16 protein-coding genes and 4 pseudogenes are annotated in these 19,543 nt (G+C 47.5%); 16 read left to right on the top strand and 4 right to left on the bottom strand.

Features of this window, described 5'->3' with window-relative positions; genetic code table 11:
• The first annotated feature begins 44 nt into the window (after nt 1-44).
• The 9 genes from PGLA_RS18005 to PGLA_RS17975 all read left to right on the top strand — a co-directional run bounded on the left by PGLA_RS18005 (nt 45) and on the right by PGLA_RS17975 (nt 8,553).
• The gene (locus tag PGLA_RS18005) at nt 45-1,208 is read left to right on the top strand and encodes a cytochrome P450 (protein ID WP_068535525.1); all 1,164 of its coding nucleotides are present in this window, start codon (nt 45-47) and stop codon (nt 1,206-1,208) included.
• Between the two features lie 117 nt (nt 1,209-1,325).
• Nucleotides 1,326-1,703 carry a MarR family transcriptional regulator gene (locus tag PGLA_RS18000; RefSeq protein WP_068535523.1) on the top strand — a complete coding sequence of 126 codons (378 nt, stop codon included), beginning with the start codon at nt 1,326-1,328 and terminating at the stop codon, nt 1,701-1,703.
• A gap of 246 nt (nt 1,704-1,949) precedes the next feature.
• Nucleotides 1,950-3,323, top strand: a complete 1,374-nt coding sequence (locus PGLA_RS17995) for a TolB-like translocation protein (protein ID WP_068535521.1) — start codon at nt 1,950-1,952, stop codon at nt 3,321-3,323.
• A 585-nt stretch (nt 3,324-3,908) separates the two neighbouring features.
• Nucleotides 3,909-4,067 carry a hypothetical protein gene (locus tag PGLA_RS29120; RefSeq protein WP_342671696.1) on the top strand — a complete coding sequence of 53 codons (159 nt, stop codon included), beginning with the start codon at nt 3,909-3,911 and terminating at the stop codon, nt 4,065-4,067.
• 278 nt (nt 4,068-4,345) lie between these two features.
• Nucleotides 4,346-4,522 carry a hypothetical protein gene (locus tag PGLA_RS27005; RefSeq protein WP_245700092.1) on the top strand — a complete coding sequence of 59 codons (177 nt, stop codon included), beginning with the start codon at nt 4,346-4,348 and terminating at the stop codon, nt 4,520-4,522.
• 22 nt (nt 4,523-4,544) lie between these two features.
• Entirely contained in the window at nt 4,545-4,883 is a 339-nt protein-coding gene (locus tag PGLA_RS29115; RefSeq protein WP_245700089.1) for a hypothetical protein, read from the top strand.
• A complete protein-coding gene (locus PGLA_RS17985) occupies nt 4,844-5,869 on the top strand; it encodes a zinc-dependent alcohol dehydrogenase (protein ID WP_068535517.1) in 1,026 nt (341 codons plus the stop codon). Before PGLA_RS29115 ends, PGLA_RS17985 begins: the two co-directional genes overlap by 40 nt.
• Before the next feature lie 43 nt (nt 5,870-5,912).
• Nucleotides 5,913-7,550 (top strand): glycoside hydrolase family 3 protein, encoded by a 1,638-nt coding sequence (locus tag PGLA_RS17980; RefSeq protein WP_245700088.1) that lies wholly within the window; start codon nt 5,913-5,915, stop codon nt 7,548-7,550.
• Nucleotides 7,510-8,553, top strand: coding sequence for a hypothetical protein (locus PGLA_RS17975; RefSeq protein WP_068535513.1), 1,044 nt, complete (start codon nt 7,510-7,512; stop codon nt 8,551-8,553). The genes PGLA_RS17980 and PGLA_RS17975 overlap by 41 nt, the downstream gene beginning before the upstream one ends.
• 111 nt (nt 8,554-8,664) lie before the next feature.
• Here the strand turns inward: PGLA_RS17975 and PGLA_RS29810 are convergent.
• Nucleotides 8,665-8,855, bottom strand: a pseudogene (locus tag PGLA_RS29810) (IS4 family transposase); the annotation flags it as partial.
• A gap of 126 nt (nt 8,856-8,981) precedes the next feature.
• Here PGLA_RS29810 and PGLA_RS17970 point away from each other — a divergent pair.
• Entirely contained in the window at nt 8,982-9,314 is a 333-nt protein-coding gene (locus PGLA_RS17970; RefSeq protein WP_068535511.1) for a beta C-S lyase family protein, read from the top strand.
• 145 nt (nt 9,315-9,459) lie between these two features.
• On the opposite strand, the pseudogene pdxR (PGLA_RS17965) reads toward PGLA_RS17970, so the two are convergent.
• Nucleotides 9,460-10,886, bottom strand: a pseudogene (gene pdxR / locus PGLA_RS17965) (MocR-like pyridoxine biosynthesis transcription factor PdxR).
• Nucleotides 10,887-11,272: 386 nt separating this feature from the next.
• Between pdxR (PGLA_RS17965) and PGLA_RS17960 the strand changes: the two are divergent.
• The 3 genes and pseudogenes from PGLA_RS17960 to pdxS all read left to right on the top strand — a co-directional run bounded on the left by PGLA_RS17960 (nt 11,273) and on the right by pdxS (nt 14,159).
• On the top strand, nt 11,273-12,016 hold the full coding sequence (locus tag PGLA_RS17960; protein WP_068535509.1) for a YggS family pyridoxal phosphate-dependent enzyme: 744 nt from the start codon (nt 11,273-11,275) through the stop codon (nt 12,014-12,016).
• Nucleotides 12,017-12,037: 21 nt separating this feature from the next.
• A complete protein-coding gene (locus PGLA_RS17955; protein WP_068535507.1) occupies nt 12,038-13,282 on the top strand; it encodes a benzoate/H(+) symporter BenE family transporter in 1,245 nt (414 codons plus the stop codon).
• Nucleotides 13,279-14,159: pseudogene (gene pdxS, locus PGLA_RS17950) on the top strand (pyridoxal 5'-phosphate synthase lyase subunit PdxS). The gene PGLA_RS17955 and the pseudogene pdxS overlap by 4 nt, the downstream one beginning before the upstream one ends.
• A gap of 43 nt (nt 14,160-14,202) precedes the next feature.
• On the opposite strand, the gene pdxR (PGLA_RS17945) reads toward pdxS, so the two are convergent.
• Complete coding sequence (gene pdxR / locus PGLA_RS17945) at nt 14,203-15,633, bottom strand: MocR-like pyridoxine biosynthesis transcription factor PdxR (RefSeq protein ID WP_068535505.1); 1,431 nt, start codon at nt 15,631-15,633, stop codon at nt 14,203-14,205.
• A gap of 149 nt (nt 15,634-15,782) precedes the next feature.
• Between pdxR (PGLA_RS17945) and PGLA_RS17940 the strand changes: the two genes are divergently transcribed.
• The 3 genes and pseudogenes from PGLA_RS17940 to PGLA_RS26995 all read left to right on the top strand — a co-directional run.
• Complete coding sequence (locus PGLA_RS17940) at nt 15,783-17,027, top strand: serine hydroxymethyltransferase (RefSeq protein WP_068535501.1); 1,245 nt, start codon at nt 15,783-15,785, stop codon at nt 17,025-17,027.
• A gap of 845 nt (nt 17,028-17,872) precedes the next feature.
• On the top strand, nt 17,873-18,580 hold the full coding sequence (locus PGLA_RS17935) for a DNA alkylation repair protein (RefSeq protein WP_068535499.1): 708 nt from the start codon (nt 17,873-17,875) through the stop codon (nt 18,578-18,580).
• Between the two features lie 416 nt (nt 18,581-18,996).
• Nucleotides 18,997-19,158: pseudogene (locus tag PGLA_RS26995) on the top strand (DUF4372 domain-containing protein); the annotation flags it as partial.
• Between the two features lie 43 nt (nt 19,159-19,201).
• On the opposite strand, the gene PGLA_RS17930 reads toward PGLA_RS26995, so the two are convergent.
• A partial coding sequence (locus PGLA_RS17930; protein ID WP_145939596.1) for an amino acid permease occupies nt 19,202-19,543 on the bottom strand: 342 nt, incomplete at its 5' end.

Here is a 19,543-nt window from a genome sequence, read left to right as displayed (position 1 = left end):
TACCGACGAATTCGTAGTACCCCATTCACAACGAGGAGGACGACATGAATCAACCTATCACATGGGACGGATTAAATCCGTTCCCTCTTTACCGGCAAATGCGCGATACGAATGCCGTGTACAAAGACACCAATCATTCTTGGAATGTGTTTCGATATGAGGATGTGAAGCAGGTGTTGAACGATCACAACACTTTTTCTTCCCAGGTTTCTTTTGAGGAGAGAAGCATACTATCTATGGATCCCCCACGACATCAGAAATACCGTTCAATGGCGAGTCAACTGTTTACACCCAAGATGGCCATGGGAATGGCTCCGCGCATTTCTGCAGTCGTGAAGGAATTAATCAGTGCTTTGAGGGGACAGGAAGAAACAGATCTTGTCCGGAGCCTTTCGATTCCGCTGCCTCTTTATGTCCTCACGGACTGGTTAGGGGTTCCCCCCGAAGACAGACTCCCTTTTCAAAGGTGGTCTGAATTGGAAGTGAAGTATAATTCATATACCGGCGGCATGGACGCCTATGAGAACGAAAGTGAAACGCTTCAAGATGAGCTTTGTAGCTACTTCCAATGGATGATTGATAACCGACGTAGGCAGCCAAAGGACGATTTGGTTAGTGCGCTGCTGTCTGTTAAGGCGGATACAGGTGGATTTACCGACGGAGAATTAGTTGATTTTTGTTTCTTGCTTATTATTGGAGGTATCGAAACGACAGCACACCTTTTAACGAATACGGTGCTTACACTAGACGAACACCCAGCTGTCTTGCAAAGACTTAGGAATGATCCAGATGCTGTGTCAAAAGTCATTGATGAAGTGCTGCGGTATCGTTCGCCCGTTCAATCGACGTTCCGAATCGTTCTTCATGACGTTGAAATAGGGGGTCATTTGATAGACAGGGGAGAACCGATCAACGTTTGGCTAGGAGCAGCAAATCGGGACGAGCGAATATTTGAGAACGCGGAAACCTTCGATATTGATCGTAAAAACAATCCAAAGCATTTGGCATTCTCGAGCGGCATCCATCACTGTCTTGGCGTTCATCTAGCAAAATTAGAAGTGAAAATAGCAATTACCGAATTGCTTACCCAGATAAGCCAATTCGAGCGAATACGAGTGAAGGAATTAGTGCCGATTCATAGTACTGTTCTGCTTGGGCTAGAAAGCTTACCGATTAACTACAAATTCGTAGAGACAAATTTTCGCTAACTGTAAGATGACAATAATATAGTCCGATTAATATTGATATTATCCCCTTTAAGTAGACACTCAAAAAAACTGCTTGTTATCATGTGGAGAAGAGTGAACTTGGAGGGGATATTTTTTATGGCTAAAAAAGGACAAGTATTTCAACAGTATACGGATGATTTCAAATTAGAGGCAGTAAAAGATTGCATAGAAGGATCACCGAGCTATGAAGTTGTAGCAACAAGGTTAGAAATCAGAAATTCCACATTATCTTTAGAGCAGGTAAGGCTGTTAGACCTACTAAGTACAAAGGGTGCTTTAACTTTCACCGAAATTACAGAGCTTCAAGGTGGGCATAAAAGCGCTACTTCAAATCGATTAAAAAAGTTAATTCAAAAAAATTATGTTCAATTCGAGCAAAAAGAAAACGACCACCGCATTAAGCATGTCGTAATTACAGTGAAAGGGCTAGCAGCAACGAAGTTAGCGAATGAATTATCCTATAAATATTTATAAACCCTGTGGCATTATACATGTCCTTACTCAAGGAGGAAACCATCAAAAGGATTCGTGAAAAAGCTCGAGACCCGGCTACCTTAATCCTCAATGCAAATGAAAAAAGGATCAACCAGAAAGAACTGGTTGATCATATAATACGAACGGGCAGTTTTAGATAACTCGCAGAGAATCGTAAATCCGTTCGGGACTGTCGCCTAACCGCCCCCCACTGAATATATCGAGTATAAGATGATTCAGGAGAGGATGTTGGCCGTGCAAGCTGTTCCTCATGATTTCGTTCAAGGATGGATTGCCTACACGTCGGACCGCGGCGGAACGTTCGACATTTGGCTGTACCGACCCCAGGGCGGTTGTAATTTTCAACTTACACAGGGGCTTGGTGCGGAATTTTCCGTTCCCTATTGGTCTCCAGACAGCAGGAGAATCGCTTTCATCGGCATTGGTAACGTGGTCCACCTGCTGGATACCGTCACGCTCACCGTCGCTAGGATCGACCAAATCGAACCCTACACGCTGCTCGGTTGGTCCCCGGACAGCCGGTCTCTCGCGTATGTCAAAAATGCGCGGATCGTCGTCTATGATACTTTCTCACATAGTAGCTATGCCATCCCGGAGCCGGGTGCAAGCGATGTCCAGTGGTTCCCTTCGGGTACGGAGCTTCTGTTCGCGGCTCCGGATTCCACTGGCATCACCCAGATCTTCCGTATCCGGGCCGATAGCACAGACCGGAGACAAATCACGCAAAATACGGACGGACCGCTCCATGACGTTCGGATTTCCCCGGACGGAACCTTCGCACTTTATACGCTCCCTGGTGTAAGCATCTCCATCATTTCGACGGTGGATTTGGCCACCGGCACCATTTATACGCTGGAAGGTGGACCGCTCGCCAAAAACTATTTTCCGGCATGGTCCCCTGACTCCCGGAGCATCGCCTACAGTGCTACCGCCTATAAGGAGCCGAATTATTATTCTCTCATCCAAATCGACAGCCGTACCGGACAGAATCAAAGGACGTTGGCGGCTTCTGACCGTTTCGCCACTCCCGTCGGCTGGTCACCAGACGGTGAAAAAATCGCATATTTAACGGGATGCGCAGGTGTAGAAAGCGCAAGTCAGCTCTGGATTGTCGATATCAGGGATCAGATTCCGGTGAACGTCCTCAGCGGCGGCCGGATTACCGCTCTGCAGTGGTCTCCACGCGTCAGAAGGGTTCCGGAAAACATCTTCACAAGCTTCGTGTATCGGGTATCCTTTCCGTATCCCGCAAACTGGCGCCGGGTCAGCGAAGAGAGGTACGAAGGGTCCAGCGGTTTTTTCCAGGTATCCGCGATTTCAGCGAGCGACCGGATTGCCGATGTATGCCACTCCGAAGCTTTTCATCCATTGATGCCTTATGGCTCTTCTCCTAGGATCGTCATGATGACAATACAAAACCGAGAGGCGTGCTTCATTTTTCCGTCAGTCGACCAACCAGCGGAGATGAACAAACAGGCCGCCCTTATCGTGAGATACCCCCGCCCTATCAAAATTGGGGAAACGTTCTACAATTATTTTATCCTGTTGGCCGACGTCAACCACATCCGTCAAATTGGTGGGCGGCTGTCGTTCATTTAGCCAACCTTCATTGAAGGTTGGTTTTTTTTCAAATCGACGAGCCTCCGTAGCCTGCGACGAAAGTTGTTTCCTCTAATAGAACGTTTGCCACAGATAAAAGTGCACGGAGGTTAATAAAACAAGAGACATTGAAAAATCTGATGTTAGACAGAAGTTAAAGTTGGAGATGTTTTGGTTTTAGATTCCGGAATATGGACAACAGATGAGAATGAGACTTAAAAGAGAACACATAAGATTAAAAAGCTGATGGACACCTTGATTGGCAGAGTTTTGGATATTCATTCAAAATGGCGACCTAATTGGGCGCTATTTTTCTTTTTAAAGAAGTTGTTGAGTTCCCTCAATATGATTTGTTTTACTTACGCAAGCTCTGATGGCAACGGCACAAAAGATCAAGGATGGCGGCAAAAATTTCTATACAGCAAATTTTTCACTTCATTTATGATTGACACATTTTAACAATCAGATGATAATAATTGTAACATATGTAAAATAGAAGAGAGACAGCAAACCAGTTTATATTTGATTGGAATTTGTACCCCCGAAACAGATCTAAACAACGATATAGGCCTCGATTCTCTGGAAATGATCCAGTTTATGCTCAAAGTCGAGGATCAGTTGAACGTGCCCATTGACTATGACCAATTCGATTACGAACATCTCCAGTCGATCGACGCTTTTATCGCTATTCTGAAAAGCCGCCAGCCGCAGGAGCAGCCGGTATACGAAGATGTCAAGCAGTAAAGCCAGCGTGATTCCGAAAACCGTTATGGGTACCTTTGATCCCGAAACGCGCTGAAGGGATCCGGATCTGGCCCGGCTGCCCGCTATGCCCGATAAGGACCGTGAATCGATCGTCTTGTCATGGACGAGCTGTTCTTTCCGTTCTGCGGGCCGAACGATGGCCTCTACAGCCGTTGCAAAATCGATCCGACGCTGCCCCGCTCTGCGCATACCGGTCTTCTGTTGACAGCCCCGGGGGGGGGGGGGACGGGATCGTTCCTCTCTCATCTAATACCGTAATGGTGAACGAGTTTCTGACCCGTCGCCGTATCGCCGAGGGAATGCAGAACAAACGGGGCATGCCGAAGGGACGGCTGTATGTATCGGTGGTGGGCCGTGACGACGGACACCGAAGCGAACTGGTCGAAAGCCAGCGGCAGGTGCTCGCCGACTTGTCCGTTAAAGTGTACAACTAAATCTGGAACTCGGGAGCTGCGCATGAATTCATCTTCGGTTACCTTGCTGCTGTCGGTTAATTCGCTCGGCGCGTACATTCCAGCTATGCATCTGCACACACACCTTCAAGGCAGAGGAGTCGGAACGGACGTTCACGTTCTGGAGAACTTGTATCACGAAGAAGCCCAGCACAAGATTCGGTCTACCAAAAAAGCATTCCATGCGGATTTCTTCGTTACCTATAGCCTAGACTGCTGCCTCTTGCCTGTGTCTGCTGGAAGCTCCCGGCAATTAAAAATATCAGAGTTCTATCCTACACTTAGAAAAGGAAGTGCCAACGTATGCCGAACATTGCGACAACCCAAGGCCTCACCTCGTTAAATTGCGTATTTCTGGAGCCGGATCGGATCGAACTTATAGAGGAACGGGTGCCCGAGCCGGGACCGGGACAAATTTTATGTGCGGCCAAAAAGTCGCTGATAAGTACAGGAACGGAATTAGCTTGTCTGAAAGGGCGTTTCGACGAGGGGACGGTCTGGTCATCTTGGGTTCGGTACCCATTCTATCCGGGATACTCCATGGCGGCGCAAGTGCTGAAGACAGGAAGCGACGTGGAGGGAATAAAGGCCGGTGACAGGATCATCTGTCCGGCAGGACACCGCCAATACTTCCTCGCGGATTATAAGGAAGCGACGCTTATCCCTGATTCGATCCGTGACGAAGAAGCGATTTTTACGCAGATCGCGAAGGTTGCCCTGCTGGGGGTTCTGCGCGCCGAGCCCGCATTCGGAGAAAGAGTGGGAGTCGTCGGGCTCGGTCTTATCGGCCAGCTTGTCATCCAATATCTGAATACGGGCGGTGCGCGCCAGATTATCGCGATTGCGCCGGAAAGCTCCCGTCTGGAGCAAGCCCGCAGAAACGGGGCGACCGATCTGCTGAATCTTCCAGTGGCCGAAGCATTCGGACCGGTAGAACAACTTACCGGAGGTAGAATGCTGGACACGATATACGACGTGACGGGTTCTTACGCCGTACTGCCCTACTGCACGCAGTTGACCCGGGACCTGGGCAAAGTAATCCTGCTGGGTGATTCGACGGAACCTTCTAAGCAGACTATCGGGCCCAAAGTAGTCTTTAATTCGGTCAGCATACTAGGGATTCACGGCCGGATGATGGAGGGTTTTAAAGGCTGGACGGAAGCGGACATGAACGGGTTCATATTCGAATCTCTCCGTCGCGGGAAACTGGACGTCGCAAGTCTCATTACTGAAGAAGCAAGCCCGCTCGAAGCCGTATCGGTCTATTCCCGGCTCGCCGGGCGTAAGTCCGATTTAATGGGAGTTTTGTTCGATTGGACGCAATTATAATGGCAGAGGAGGTATACAGATGAGAGCGTGTAACCGGCTTACGATGAAAGAGAAAATCGGGCAACTGCTTATGACGGGGTTCGAGGGCCTTATGCCGGATGCGAATATCGGCGACCTTTTGCAAAACCATTTCACCGGGGGAGTCGTGTTCTTTTCCCGTAATCTGGACAACCCCGGGCAGGCATTCGCTTTAACGCAGGAACTCCAGCGGATGGCTATGGCTGCGACGGGCATACCACTGTGGATCGGAACGGATCAGGAAGGGGGCATGGTAGTCCGGGTTAGGCAGGGGATTGCGCAGCTGCCTGCAGCGATGGCCCTGGGAGCGGCACGCGATCCCGTGCTGCTCTACGAAGCCGCCAAGGGAACGGCGGAGGAGCTGAAGACGCTGGGCATCAATATGAATTTCGCGCCGGTAGTGGACATCAACGTCAATCCGCGAAATCCGATCATTGATGTCCGCTCGTTCGGAGACGATGCCGAACTTGTCGCCGAGCTGGGGATCGCTGCCATGCTCGGCTTTCAAGACGGAGGAATCGTCTCCGTCATCAAGCACTTTCCCGGGCACGGCGACACGGAGACGGATTCCCACGCGGAGCTGCCGGTCGTGAGGCATTCCCTTGAGCGACTGCGATCCGTGGAGCTCGTCCCGTTCCGGCGGTCTGTGCAGGTCGGGGCCGAAGCTGTCATGACGGCACACATAGGGATTCCGCTACTCAGCGACGGAGAGCCTGTTCCGGCCACGCTCTCCCGGGAAATTCTGACGGGTCTGCTGCGGGAAGAGCTGGGCTTCGACGGGCTTATCGTGACCGACTGCATGGAGATGAGCGCCGTAACGCAGGGAATCGGCGTGGGGGAGGCAGTCGTCCGGGCCGTGCTGGCCGGAGCGGACCTTCTTCTCGTCAGCCATACGTACGAAAGCCAGCTGGAGGCGGTGGCTGCTCTGGAACGTGCGGTGGCGGACGGTCGTCTGCCGGAAGAACGGATCGATGCTTCCGTGGAGCGCATCCTTCTCCTCAAGGAGCGCCGTATCGGAGAGTTGCGGGAGCGCAGTTGGAAAGAGACGCGGACCCTGCTTGAAAATCCGCGGACGCTCCGGACGATTGAGCGGATCCGCGAGAAAAGCATCACCGTTGTTAACCGTGAACCGGATTTTTGCCGGTTGTCTCCCGGAGTCGACACGCTCGTGCTCTGGCCGCAAATGACGGCCGCCTGCAAATCCGAGGACGAGCCGGCGGCATACGATGACACCCTCGGCAGCTGCCTGCGTCCTTTTATCACGGCAAAGTTAACGGAGCGTGTGTACGGGACCAGTCCGAGTCCGGATGAGATTGCGGCCTTGGCCTCCGAAGCGAAAGAGTATGGGCAGATCGCCGTGGGAATTTTCCATACGGCTTCTAATCCTGGTCAGCCAGCTTTGGTCCGCAAGCTCTTGGCGGGAGGGACCAAAGTCATCCCGGTCTCCCTGCGCAATCCCGTCGATCTTGCGGCATTCCCGGAAGCCAAGGGCTTTCTGGCCTGTTACGAGCATCATCCGCATACCCTGCAGGCCCTGTCCCGTGTTCTGATGGGCATGGTGGAGCCTGCCGGAACACTTCCGGTCACGCTTCCGGATCACTCGTCAGAAGGGGGAGAATTAGATGAACGCTTTTCAGCTACCGGTGTTGAATCCGCCACTTAAAGGATTTTTGAGGTGGGCCTACACACTTTCGATCACCAGCGCCCACGAAGAAACCATTCCTTGGTATTATAGCAATTTTATCCAGTTGTCCTGCACCAAAAAATTTCTGGAGGACGGCAGGCAGTACTTTGTCGATTTTTTCCGGGGCAAGCCGAACGAACTGAATTTCAACAACCCGTTTCTTCTCACCTGCTCGGTCAATTATACGATTCTGGAGAATTTGGCATTTGACGCCTGGCCTAAATTTTTCGCAGATCAGATCCGCAACGGCTATTATTGCGTTGTGTTTTTAGACGAATCTAGGCTGTCGCCGGCGGCCACTTATCAGAAAGAGCCGTTCCCACATCATCTTTTTCTATACGGTTTCGACTGGGACGAAAGTGTCTTCTATGCTTCTATGTTCGACCATACGGGAGTATATCGCAATTTGCAGATCCCGTTCCGGGAGTTCCAGGATGCCGTCCAGTCCATGAGACAGCTTTTGAAGGAGAACCTCACGGCCGATCATCATACGTATTTTTACAAGTACGAACCTCATTCTCCTTATCCTTTCGATAAAACGGCGGCGATCGACCAGCTACGCGATTACCTTAACGGAGAGACCCATTTAAACCGGATCAATTACAATCCCGACGACGAGGAAGCTTTCGGAATCAAGGTGTACGACTATTTGCAAATGTACTATGATGCCGTAGAGAACAATGATTCCCGGCTGGGTGACCGTAACGATGTGAGGCATCTTCATGTCCTCTGGGAGCATAAAAAAATGATGAGCGAGCGGATCGGGTATCTGGTAGATGAGGGGATAATCCCGTACGACGAAGAGCTTGTGGAAGGCTACAAGGATGTGACCAAAAGGGCAATGAAGCTGAGGGATCAGTACATTCGTCATGAAATCCGCGAAGATAAGGAAGTATTTGAACGGCTGAGGCTCCGGTTCGAGCAATTCCGGGATGAAGAGCCTGTTCTCCTGCAAAAACTGATTACACTACTCGAAGGCTGAAAAAAAAGCCCCCGGGGAGAACCTTCGAAACCGGATGCGATACATACCGGAAGGCCAGGTTTTCTACGGGGGCTCTATTAGAGATTTTTTGATCTAATCCTTATTATTAACTCAAACTTCGCAGCTTGGAATTGGCAAGTAAGCCTTGAGGACTGGGCAAACCGACGATCCATTGTTGCAGTTGACTTTTAATCAATTTGAGAGTTTTTGTTTGCCGTTGTTGCTACTTCATTGATCAAATCGAGTAATTGCTGTAAACCGATCACCCAATCGATGGTGCTGACCTCATCGCATAGTAAGAACGATGATGAGAGCTGTCTAATGACACAATTTCTCCTACATTGAGGATAATGACACAAAAATACCTACATTCTGGTGGGACTACCAGTACGTGTGTCGGAGGACAATAACATGTTTTCATAGCCGATGTGCTAGGGTACAACCTAAATGAACATCTTCCTGAAGTCATCCCATTCTATCCGGATGGAACCTTCTTATTATGGGTGGTTTGCCGTGGATTGGAGCGAAGTGTGGAAGAATTGAAGCATTTAATGTATGAAAAAGCCGTTGTTGCTTTTTCCGAAGGCTCCGTTTTTGAAGAAGAGGCGCAAGGATATTTGCGTATTAACCTGGCATGTCCCAGGGTTGTTTTGCACCGTGCGCTTGAACGATTTTGTCACGCAGCCAAGACCAATACAATCCAGACGCGGACGCTATATTTAATGACTGAGGTTGGTGAAAGAGAATCGATTCATAAATAGACTGCGAGCCACGATCCCTGATCATAGGAGAGTGGCTCTTATTGACTTTAGAACCACATGAAGTTGAAAATGCAATATTTAAATCTTTACTCATTCAAAACCGTGCTTTGGATGCGGAATTCATCACGTCGAAGCCATGATGAATTTATAAAACCGTTTCAGCAAGTCGATATATCCCTTCTACAATGAGCGCCTCATCCACCTTTGCGAATCCTAATACCTACCCTTTTCGTTTACTCTCTAAACAGTAGGAATGGAGTTGATGGACACGAACGCCACCTTGAAGTGCGCGAAGGGTCATTGTATCCTCGTCAAAAGATTCGTCAGCCTCCAGTAACACATGCAGACCGGTTTCAATGCCTCGCAATGTAAACTTGTCCCCTAGGCCACTTGTCACAATAGCCTTTTGTATAATCTCGTGCCTGCGCCGGTAGATATTTCTTGCTCGTCTCATATGGCGCATAAAATACCCGTGCTCGATGAAATGCGCCAATGTCACTTGTTCCATGACGGGAAGATGACGATAGGTGAACGCTTGAACGCGCGCCAGTTGAGCAATGGCTTCCTCAGGTCAATAACAGCGGATATTCGGATGCCTGGCGCAGTCAATTTAGAGAAGCTCATTAAATATAGACAATTTTGTGGGATTTGGCTAAATAAACTAAGCACGGTATCGCCGCGGTATCGAAATTCGCTGTCATAGTCATCTTCGACAATCCATGCTCGTTGCTGCGCGGCTTTATGCAAAAGCTGCTGCCTCCGTGGTTCTGATAAGATCACACCAATCGCGCATTGATGAGAGGGGGTAACAAAGATAAGTTTAGCTTCAGAAGGTACTTTCTCCACGACAAGCCCATGTTCATCAATAGGGATAGGGGCAATCTTCATTTGTCGGTATTTCATAGTCATCCAAGCAATGGGAAAACCAGGATCTTCGACCGAAACGGTATCTCCTTTGGTCAATAGCGCTTGCGCGATAAGATCAATACTATGTTGGGCCCCCGATGTCAGCAAAATTTGATTCGTTTCTACGTGAATTCCCCGTTCAAGCGACAAGTGACGCTGAATTTGTTTGCGCAAAGGCTCGAAGCCATAAGCATCGCTGTATGATCAAGTGGATAAGTCTAATTCCGCAGAGGCATTCAGATACGACTTGCGCCAAGCTTTTTGAAACTGCATGTCCAAATAAGGTTGGTATGGGCTAAAATCAATGACTGTTTCAGGGTTATCTTTGCTTCTGAACCAATGTTGCGATAGATCGACTGATGGAGACAGCACAGGGAGCGGTGGCTGAACAGGGGGGGCAGCACCTTCTTTTTGTTGACCTGTGAACTGATTCCAATCATTTATACGTGTTCCCCCACGGCGTGACGTCATTGTATAGCCACGACTATGCAGTTCCTCATAAACAATTTGCACGGTTGAACGGGAGACTCCTAACTGCTGAGCGAGTTCCCGGGAAGGGGTCAGGAAATCACAGGGCTTCCAAATACCTCTCGTAATATGATCGGTAGCTTGATCAAGCAATTGTTGCCACATTGGCTTTTTTTCAGTGCGGTTTACTTTCATCAATTGATCCACTCCCCCTTTACATGTTGGAATGAAATTGTTCATCTATTTTGGATTGCTAAAATAGGGCGTTTATGGATGTTCATGGACAATCCATTCGTTGTTATACTAGCATAGTGTTCTCGATACATGCAATGTTGTTAAAACTTGGTATCCACTGTCGTACAAGACCACAACTTGAATATCGTACAAGTTAGACATAGAGGAGGGAGAACGATGTTTAAAATTTTGGTGTCAGATCCCATTAGTGATTACAGCAGCTGACAAACGCAGAGGATGTTGAGGTCACAAAATTATCGGGGTTGTGTTCGAGAGGTCGCTTTTGACAAACAATTGATCTAAAAATAAGAGTGCTAATAAACGAGGATAAGAGCAGAAAGAGGTGAATCATGAGCCATCTAGTCGAAGAAAATCTCGAAACCGTAAAGCAACAGATGAAATTAGCCTGCCAAGCGTCAGGGCGCAAGATAGAAGATGTGAAATTGTTGTTAGCGACAAAAACCGTACCGTTTGAGAAATTACAAATTGCCATTCAAGCGGGCGAGGTATTATTTGGTGAAAACAAAGCGCAAGAACTTCGGGACAAATTTCCACTTATGCAGCAGTACAACCAAGTGGAATGGCATTTTATCGGCCATCTGCAAACGAATAAAGTGAAGGACGTTGTCAAATATGTTACGCTCATTCATTCGGTGGACCGTTTGAAATTGGGGCAGGCGTTGCATCATCAGCTCGTCAAAGAGAACAGGACCATGGATATTTTGGTGCAAATCAATACGTCCTACGAAGAAAGCAAATTCGGTGCTTCTCCAGAATCGGCACTGGCATTGGTAGAACAATTGTCTCAGTTTGAAACGTTGAACGTTAAAGGCTTGATGACGATTGGGAAACTGAATGCCACGAACGAAGAGACCCGGCATTGCTTCCGATTATTAAAACAAATTCAATCACAAATTATGGAGGAGAAATTTCCGCGTGTAGAAATGGATATTCTTTCGATGGGCATGTCCGGGGATTTCAAGGTGGCCATCGAGGAAGGAGCTACCATCATAAGAGTTGGGACAAGCGTATTTGGTCAACGTTATTTACCGGACGGGTATTACTGGAACGAACACGCCCGCCAGGATGATTAGGGGAGAGGCAGGAGAGTATTTATGAACACAACGTCATCATCACTTCGTGGCCGCGATTTGATATCGCCCATCATCGCAGCTTTAATATCTGTCATTGTCAACTATGGGGGTACCTTTATTCTCGTGTTTCAGGCTGCAAAAGTAGCTGGTTTGAGTCCCGAAATGACCGCTTCATGGATATGGTCGATATCCATTGGTGTGGGCGTAATCGGTATATGGCTAAGCTACCGGTACCGTGAACCGATCATTACCGCTTGGTCGACGCCAGGCGTGGCGTTTCTCGTTTCCGCACTAGCGGTGACCCCCTATCCGGAAGCGATTGGCGCCTATATCATCTCTGCTTTAGGATTTATTATTTTGGGGTTATCAGGAATGTTCGAACGTTTCGTTCGACTTATTCCTCCAGGCATTGCTTCTGGGCTTCTGGCAGGCATTTTATTGCAGTTTGGCATCTCGGCCTTTGGTGGCGCGAAAGTTGACCCATTGCTTGTAGTGGTCCTGTTTGCTGCCTATATCATTTTAAGAAGGTTTACCTCCCGGTATGCGATCGTCGGCATTTTGTTAATCGGACTTATTTATTTGATTAGCACGGGGAAAACAGATTTCAGCAATATTAAATTGGCGTTCGCTTCACCGGTATTTGTCTATCCGGATTTTTCGTTTCATGCTTTATTGGGCGTTGCATTGCCGCTGTTTATTATTACATTGACGGGACAATATATGCCTGGAATGCTTGTATTGCGAAATGACGGATTTAAGACAAGCGCGAATCCGATTTTGACCGTAACGGGTTTAGGATCGCTTCTTACAGCACCCTTCGGCTCGTCTCCCTTTAATGTAGCAGCCATTACTGCGGCGATTTGTACAGGAAAAGACGCACACGAGGATTCGAAAAAACGTTATATTGCAGGCATTGCCTGTGGCATTTTTTACATGACTGTTGGCATATTTGGTGTGACATTGGCTGCGCTTTTCCTGATCCTTCCTGCTACCTTCATCGCCACGTTAGCGGGACTGGCGTTACTCGGCACAATTGGCGGAAGCCTCGCCAATGCATTAACAGATCCGTTGGGCCGCGAGACAGCACTGATTACATTTTTGGCAACAGCAGCAAATGTAACCTTACTTGGAGTCGGGGGCGCATTCTGGGGGCTAGCCGCAGGCTTGGTGGCACATCTAGTGATGCATGGTAAATTTGGTAAAAAGCAAGACAGTGCGAGTGTCGTTCAACCAACTGGGGAGAAAAACAAGGAGGCACGAAAATGAATACAGGTACAGAGCGGGTCAAAAGAGGCATGGCGGAAATGCAAAAAGGTGGCGTCATCATGGACGTGATGAACGCTGAGCAAGCCAAGGTCGCGGAAGCAGCCGGAGCAACGGCCGTTATGGCACTGGAGCGTGTGCCATCTGATATTCGGGCAGCTGGCGGTGTAGCCCGTATGGCTGATCCAACCATTGTGGAGGAGGTCATGAAGGTTGTATCGATTCCGGTGATGGCGAAAGCCCGCATCGGCCACTATGTCGAAGCAAAAGTACTTGAATCGCTAGGCGTAGACTATATCGATGAAAGTGAAGTGTTGACGCCTGCAGATGAGGTTTTCCATATCAGCAAAAACGAATTCACGATTCCTTTCGTCTGCGGAGCAAAGGATCTTGGCGAGGCGCTTCGCCGTATTCAGGAGGGAGCTGCGATGTTGCGTACGAAGGGAGAACCGGGTACAGGCAACATTGTTGAGGCAGTACGCCACCTTCGACTGATTAACGGCCAAATCCGCAAGGTACAAGGCCTGTCGAAGGATGAGCTGTACAACGAAGCCAAGCAGCTTGGTGACCATATGATCTGCTGCTGCAGGTTCATAAATCCGGTAAGCTGCCGGTAGTCAACTTTGCTGCAGGCGGGGTAGCTACACCATCTGACGCAGCTTTAATGATGCACCTCGGCGCTGATGGCGTCTTTGTAGGATCGGGCATTTTCAAATCGGATAGTCCCGAAAAATTTGCGCGTGCGATTGTTGAAGCCACAACACACTATGAGGATTATGCATTAATTGCGGCAGTATCCAAAAATTTAGGAACACCTATGAAAGGTATTGAAATATCGAGCCTGCGGGAGCATGAACGGATGCAGGAGCGCGGTCAGTAATAGGACTGAAGAAATACAATAAAAGAGAATGGATAAAGCAATATTATAAAAGCATCTCCGCAAGACGATAAATGCCTTCTTTAATTGCTGCCTCATCTACTTTAGCGAAGCCTAGTACCCATCCTTTTCGATCGCTTTCCAAACAATAAGTGCTGAGTGGATAAACACGGATTCCTTTTTCGAGCGCTTGGTTCGTCACAGCTTCTTCGTCAAACGAGTCTTCAGCTTCAAGAAGCATATGCAATCCCGTTTCTACGCCGCTTAGTTTGAAGCGTTCACCTAGACCGGTCGCAAGGATGGCCTTCGTCATGGCTTCGTGCCTGCGCCGATATACATTTCTGACTCTTCTCATATGGCGCATGAAATGACCGTGTTCGATAAAATGAGCAAGCGTTAATTGCTCCATAATCGGAAGATGGCGATAAGTTAACTCGTGGACTTGAGCAAGCTGACAAATGGCCTCTTTGGGGCCAATGATCGCCGATATACGAATACCAGGAGCAATCATTTTGGAAAAACTCATCATATACAACGTATTCTGAGGTTGCTGGCTGAACAAAGTTGGGAGCGGGTCGCCGCGATATCGAAACTCGCTATCATAGTCGTCCTCAACAATCCAGAATTGATGTTGAGCGGCCATGTGCAGTAATTGCTGCCTACGGGGTTCCGACATGATCACTCCAACTGCGCACTGGTGCGAAGGCGTAACATAGGCTAGTTTGGATTGTGGATGAATATGCTCTACTTGTAGTCCGTATTCGTCGACAGGGACGGGAACAACATTCATGCGCCGATACTTCATCGCCATCCAGGCAGCGGGGAAGCCGGGATCCTCAACAGAAACCGTTTCTCCTTCACTTAAAAGTGCTTGGGCGATCAGATCTATGCTATGCTGTGCGCCCGAAGTTAATATAATTTGATCGATATGCACGTGAATGCCTCGCTCAAGTGACAAATAACGCTGAATCTGTTCTCGCAGCGGTACGAAACCGTAGGCGTTACCGTAAGCCCAACTGGCCAGGTCTGTTTCTGTGGAAGCTTGTAGAAACGATTGCCTCCAATTTTTTTGAAATTGTTCATCCAAATAAGGTTCGTGCGGACTAAAATCGATTTCCACACTTCGGTAATCTTTGCCTCTAAACCAGCTATGCAAATGGCCGACTGCAGCGTTTAATAAAGGTAACTCGGGGGTGACAGGGCCTTGAGGTTTAACATCCTTCGTAAAACTAGTCATGTAGGTCCAATCACTTACCCTTGTTCCGCCGCGCCGAGATGTAACGGTGTAACCGCGACTGAATAATTCTTCATAAACAATCTGTATGGTTGAGCGAGAGACACCAACCAATAGAGCGAGTTCGCGAGATGGCAGTAGCAATTCGCCCGGAGGCCATTTTCCAGTTGTGATATTATGAATAGCTTGGTCCAGCAATTGTTGCCATATTGGGCGTTCGTCGTCACGGTTAACCTTTAGCATTCGTTTCATCTCCAAGTGTACTTTGAAATATGGATTGTTTAAATCATTGATTTATGGATATTTAGGAACACTCCATTAATTGATATACTAACATGATGATCGTAGCCTTAGCAACAAGATAGCAATGATAGACAGAAAGGAAGATTCTCATGATTAATTTAGAACAGCAAGACAAAGCAGTGGCCAACGCTATTAGGCAAGAGCTTGGACGGCAGCGGGATAAAATAGAACTGATTGCATCGGAGAATTTTGTCAGTCAGGCCGTAATGGAAGCAACGGGTACTGTATTGACAAATAAGTACGCTGAAGGATATCCAGGAAGAAGATACTATGGGGGCTGTGCCTATGTAGATGTCGTTGAGGAACTTGCCATTCAACGTATCAAGGAGCTTTTTGGTGCCGAGCATGCAAACGTGCAGCCGCACTCCGGTGCGCAGGCTAATATGGCGGTCTATTTTGCCTCAGTTGAGACCGGTGATACGATATTGGGCATGAATTTATCCCATGGAGGCCACCTTACGCACGGCAGTCCGGTTAATTTTTCGGGTAAACTCTTTAACTTTGTACCTTATGGCGTAGATGAACAAACGGGCCGCATTGACTTCGACAATGTACGCAAACTTGCTCATAAGCATCGTCCACGCATGATTGTTGCTGGTGCCAGTGCCTATCCACGGACGATTGAATTTGAGTTGTTTGCACAAATTGCGGCTGAAGTCGGAGCCCTTTTCTTTGTGGATATGGCTCATATTGCGGGAATTGTTGCAGCGGGGTTGCATCCCAATCCGTTACCGCACGCGCACTTTGTTACTACGACAACGCATAAAACATTGCGAGGACCAAGAGGGGGTGCCATCATGTGCCGCAAATCATGGGCACAAGCGATTGATAAAGCGATATTCCCCGGATCACAAGGCGGCCCGCTTATGCATGTCATTGCAGCAAAAGCAGTTGCACTAGGTGAGGCGTTGCAACCGGATTTTAAAACATATATTGAAAAAGTTCTTGAGAACGCCAAAGTATTGGCAGAAACCTTAATAAATGAAGGGTTAACCGTTGTTTCTGGAGGAACAGACAACCATATTGTACTGCTTGATTTGCGAAATATTGGACTTACCGGCAAAGAAGCAGAAAAGATACTGGATGAAGTGGGGATTACAGCTAATAAAAACTCCATTCCTCATGATACGGCAAGCCCGCTTGTAACGAGCGGCATTCGCTTCGGTTCACCCGCTATGACGGCGAGAGGATTGGGACCTAAAGAAATGAAAGAAATTTCCCATCTTATTGTACTTGCATTTAAAAATCCCAATAGCCCAACGATTAAAGAACAGATATTGGGAAGTGTACGTGAGATTACGTCTCAATTTCCTTTATATGAAGGACTTCAATAGTTTGATAGTACGTAAATTCGGTTCATTACAGGAGTGGGGATCGATGACTGGAAATATCCCATCTAAGCAAAGAGTACGAAGCCATTCATATTGAAACGCAGCATATGATTAAAGAGCTTCTAGATCTTTCTTCTGAATACGACGTTTTATTTCTGCAGGGTGGGGCCAGCGCACAATTTTCTATGGTGCCGATTAATTTTTTGACAGAAGGAAAGACAGCGGGGTATGTACACTGGCGTAAATCCATCTGACATCAAATGAAACGGTAGGTGGAATACAGTACAAAAGTTTCCCAAATACCAAGGATGTCCCGCTTATTGCGGATATGTCCAGTGATATCATGTCCCGTCCAATTGAAGCGTCTAAGTTCTCGCTTATTTACGCAGGTGCGCAGAAAAATATGGGGCCAGCAGGTGCATGTCTTGGTGATGTGTCAGTTGTTAACCGTGAACTAATTTGTGCATGCACTTGCTGTAAAAAAACATACTTTATTCATTACCATACTACTGGCTTTGTATGTGATTGTGGTGAATATATAACCGGTCTACAACCCAATATAATAAATTAACAGGATCAAATGCTATTCATTAATACAAAAATAAATGCAATGGAGCATATTGGACAAGAACATATATCCTTTGCCGAAAAGGACAAGAACTTGCACACTTAGCCGATTAGATGAGTGTCTAGTTCGTTCCTTCTGGCAGCAAGCAAGCGATGTCAACAGCATTGATGTATAATTGATGTAACTTCAACAGAAACCATCGACTGTGGGGATATTTGGCTAGTGTTTGATGGCTTAAATCTTAAGGGCAAAACCTCCAAAAAGAAGGAAGTGTTAAACAATGAATTTAGAAATGGTTATGCAGGAGCTTGAAGCTCTTGGCAAGGAACGAACCAAGAAAATTTACGGATCCAATGGCGCGCACGAACCGCTTTTTGGCGTGGCTACAGGCGATATGAAGCCCATCTTCAAAAAAATCAAAAAAAATCAACCTTTGGCTGAGCAACTTTACAACACAGGAAACTACGACGCAATGTACTTTGCCGGCATAATTGCAGACCCAAAAGTAATGACTGAAGCGGATTTTGAGCGTTGGATGGATGCGGCTTATTTTTATATGCTATCCGATTATGTGGTTGCAGTAACCTTGGCAGAAACAGATATCGCACAAGAAGTTGCCGATAAATGGATTGAAAGTGGCGAAGAGCTGAGAATGTCAGCGGGTTGGAGTTGTTACTGCTGGCTTTTGGGTAATCGACCGGACGGTGAATTTTCCGAAAGTAAAATTGCTAATATGCTTGAAATTGTGGAAAATACGATTCACGATTCTCCCGAACGAACTAAATACGCTATGAATAATTTTATTTACACAGTGGGGGTATCATATTTGCCGCTCCATGATAAGGCGGTCGAGACCGCAAAGACAGTAGGGCCAGTTGAAGTCAACCGGGTCAAGACAAAAAGCAAGTTCCTACTCGCTTCCGAAAATATTCAAAAGGCAGTAGATAAAGGGCTACTTGGTTTCAAACGCAAACATGTAAGGTGTTAAACAATAGCCTCGCGAGATGGCGGGGTTATCTGCACTTACCGTATTCAAAGAAGTTGAATATTGTAATGGTTTCAAAGTGGTCTATTCAAATATCGATACTTGGTTGTAGGATGGTGAGGCATCGTCTTGCCGTGCTACTGTCGAGTGTCAAGAATATGGTCTGATTAATGTCCGCGTATATCGCGGTTTTTTTATTGTATGGGAACATATTGTTGTCAAAACGCTGTGACAACAATATGTCCCGTTTGCCGATTTAGGCCAAGAATATAGTCCTATTGCCGACTGATCTCAATAAATCAGTTTGGTGTTCGAAAGACATCAATTATGAATAATTGTTATTTTTTATAATTACATTCCTAACGTTATCTATTTGAAGGACTAAAGGGTTAAGTTAACGGGCAAGTGAAACCAGTCAAGATAAGTACGTAAAAAAGCTAACTACGCTTTCGCATCTCAAACTGTTCTTGCACACTCAACTGCACGAGCGGGATGGTTTGCGAGAAATCGCGGATGATTTACTTTCAAAGAACTTTCAGAAAGAGCTTGGCATCACATGCATTTGCTTTTCATTAAAATGACCCATAAGATGACGCACTTTAGAAGGAGCGCACATCTATTGGGTCATTTGAATGTTAAATGGAACAAGAGAACACTTATATAATGTGACACATTGGAAAAAGACGGCAGGAACACGCCCAACTTGGACGCCTGGAACGGTACCTCGGCACTAAGCAGCACCCAGCCGATCGTGGAGCCGAGCAGACTGATCAGTCCGAGGCCTGCGAGCAGCTTGCCGCCGATGGGTCCCAGCACGGTGGAAATACCGTCGACCAGCGGGTTCTGGGAAGCCATAAGTTGGTCCTGTGTCAGCAGGCCCATAGTCAGGATGCTGATACCGACATACAGCACGATGGAGATCAGCAGCCCTGCGATGGTCGCGCGGCGGATATCCTGCTTGCGGCG

Source organism: Paenibacillus glacialis, from assembly GCF_001637205.1.
Lineage (GTDB): Bacteria > Bacillota > Bacilli > Paenibacillales > Paenibacillaceae > Paenibacillus_AQ > Paenibacillus_AQ glacialis.
Note: the sequence above shows the minus strand (reverse complement) of the source record. Positions and strands in the feature narration are given on the sequence as shown.

Coding starts and splice junctions, on each gene's coding strand:
- PGLA_RS18005 (WP_068535525.1), top strand. CDS start 45: ATGAATCAACCTATCACATGGGACGGATTAAATCCGTTCCCTCTTTAC.
- PGLA_RS18000 (WP_068535523.1), top strand. CDS start 1,326: ATGGCTAAAAAAGGACAAGTATTTCAACAGTATACGGATGATTTCAAA.
- PGLA_RS17995 (WP_068535521.1), top strand. CDS start 1,950: ATGTTGGCCGTGCAAGCTGTTCCTCATGATTTCGTTCAAGGATGGATT.
- PGLA_RS29120 (WP_342671696.1), top strand. CDS start 3,909: ATGATCCAGTTTATGCTCAAAGTCGAGGATCAGTTGAACGTGCCCATT.
- PGLA_RS27005 (WP_245700092.1), top strand. CDS start 4,346: ATGGTGAACGAGTTTCTGACCCGTCGCCGTATCGCCGAGGGAATGCAG.
- PGLA_RS29115 (WP_245700089.1), top strand. CDS start 4,545: ATGAATTCATCTTCGGTTACCTTGCTGCTGTCGGTTAATTCGCTCGGC.
- PGLA_RS17985 (WP_068535517.1), top strand. CDS start 4,844: ATGCCGAACATTGCGACAACCCAAGGCCTCACCTCGTTAAATTGCGTA.
- PGLA_RS17980 (WP_245700088.1), top strand. CDS start 5,913: ATGAAAGAGAAAATCGGGCAACTGCTTATGACGGGGTTCGAGGGCCTT.
- PGLA_RS17975 (WP_068535513.1), top strand. CDS start 7,510: ATGAACGCTTTTCAGCTACCGGTGTTGAATCCGCCACTTAAAGGATTT.
- PGLA_RS17960 (WP_068535509.1), top strand. CDS start 11,273: ATGAGCCATCTAGTCGAAGAAAATCTCGAAACCGTAAAGCAACAGATG.
- PGLA_RS17955 (WP_068535507.1), top strand. CDS start 12,038: ATGAACACAACGTCATCATCACTTCGTGGCCGCGATTTGATATCGCCC.
- pdxR (WP_068535505.1), bottom strand. CDS start 15,633: ATGCTAAAGGTTAACCGTGACGACGAACGCCCAATATGGCAACAATTG.
- PGLA_RS17940 (WP_068535501.1), top strand. CDS start 15,783: ATGATTAATTTAGAACAGCAAGACAAAGCAGTGGCCAACGCTATTAGG.
- PGLA_RS17935 (WP_068535499.1), top strand. CDS start 17,873: ATGAATTTAGAAATGGTTATGCAGGAGCTTGAAGCTCTTGGCAAGGAA.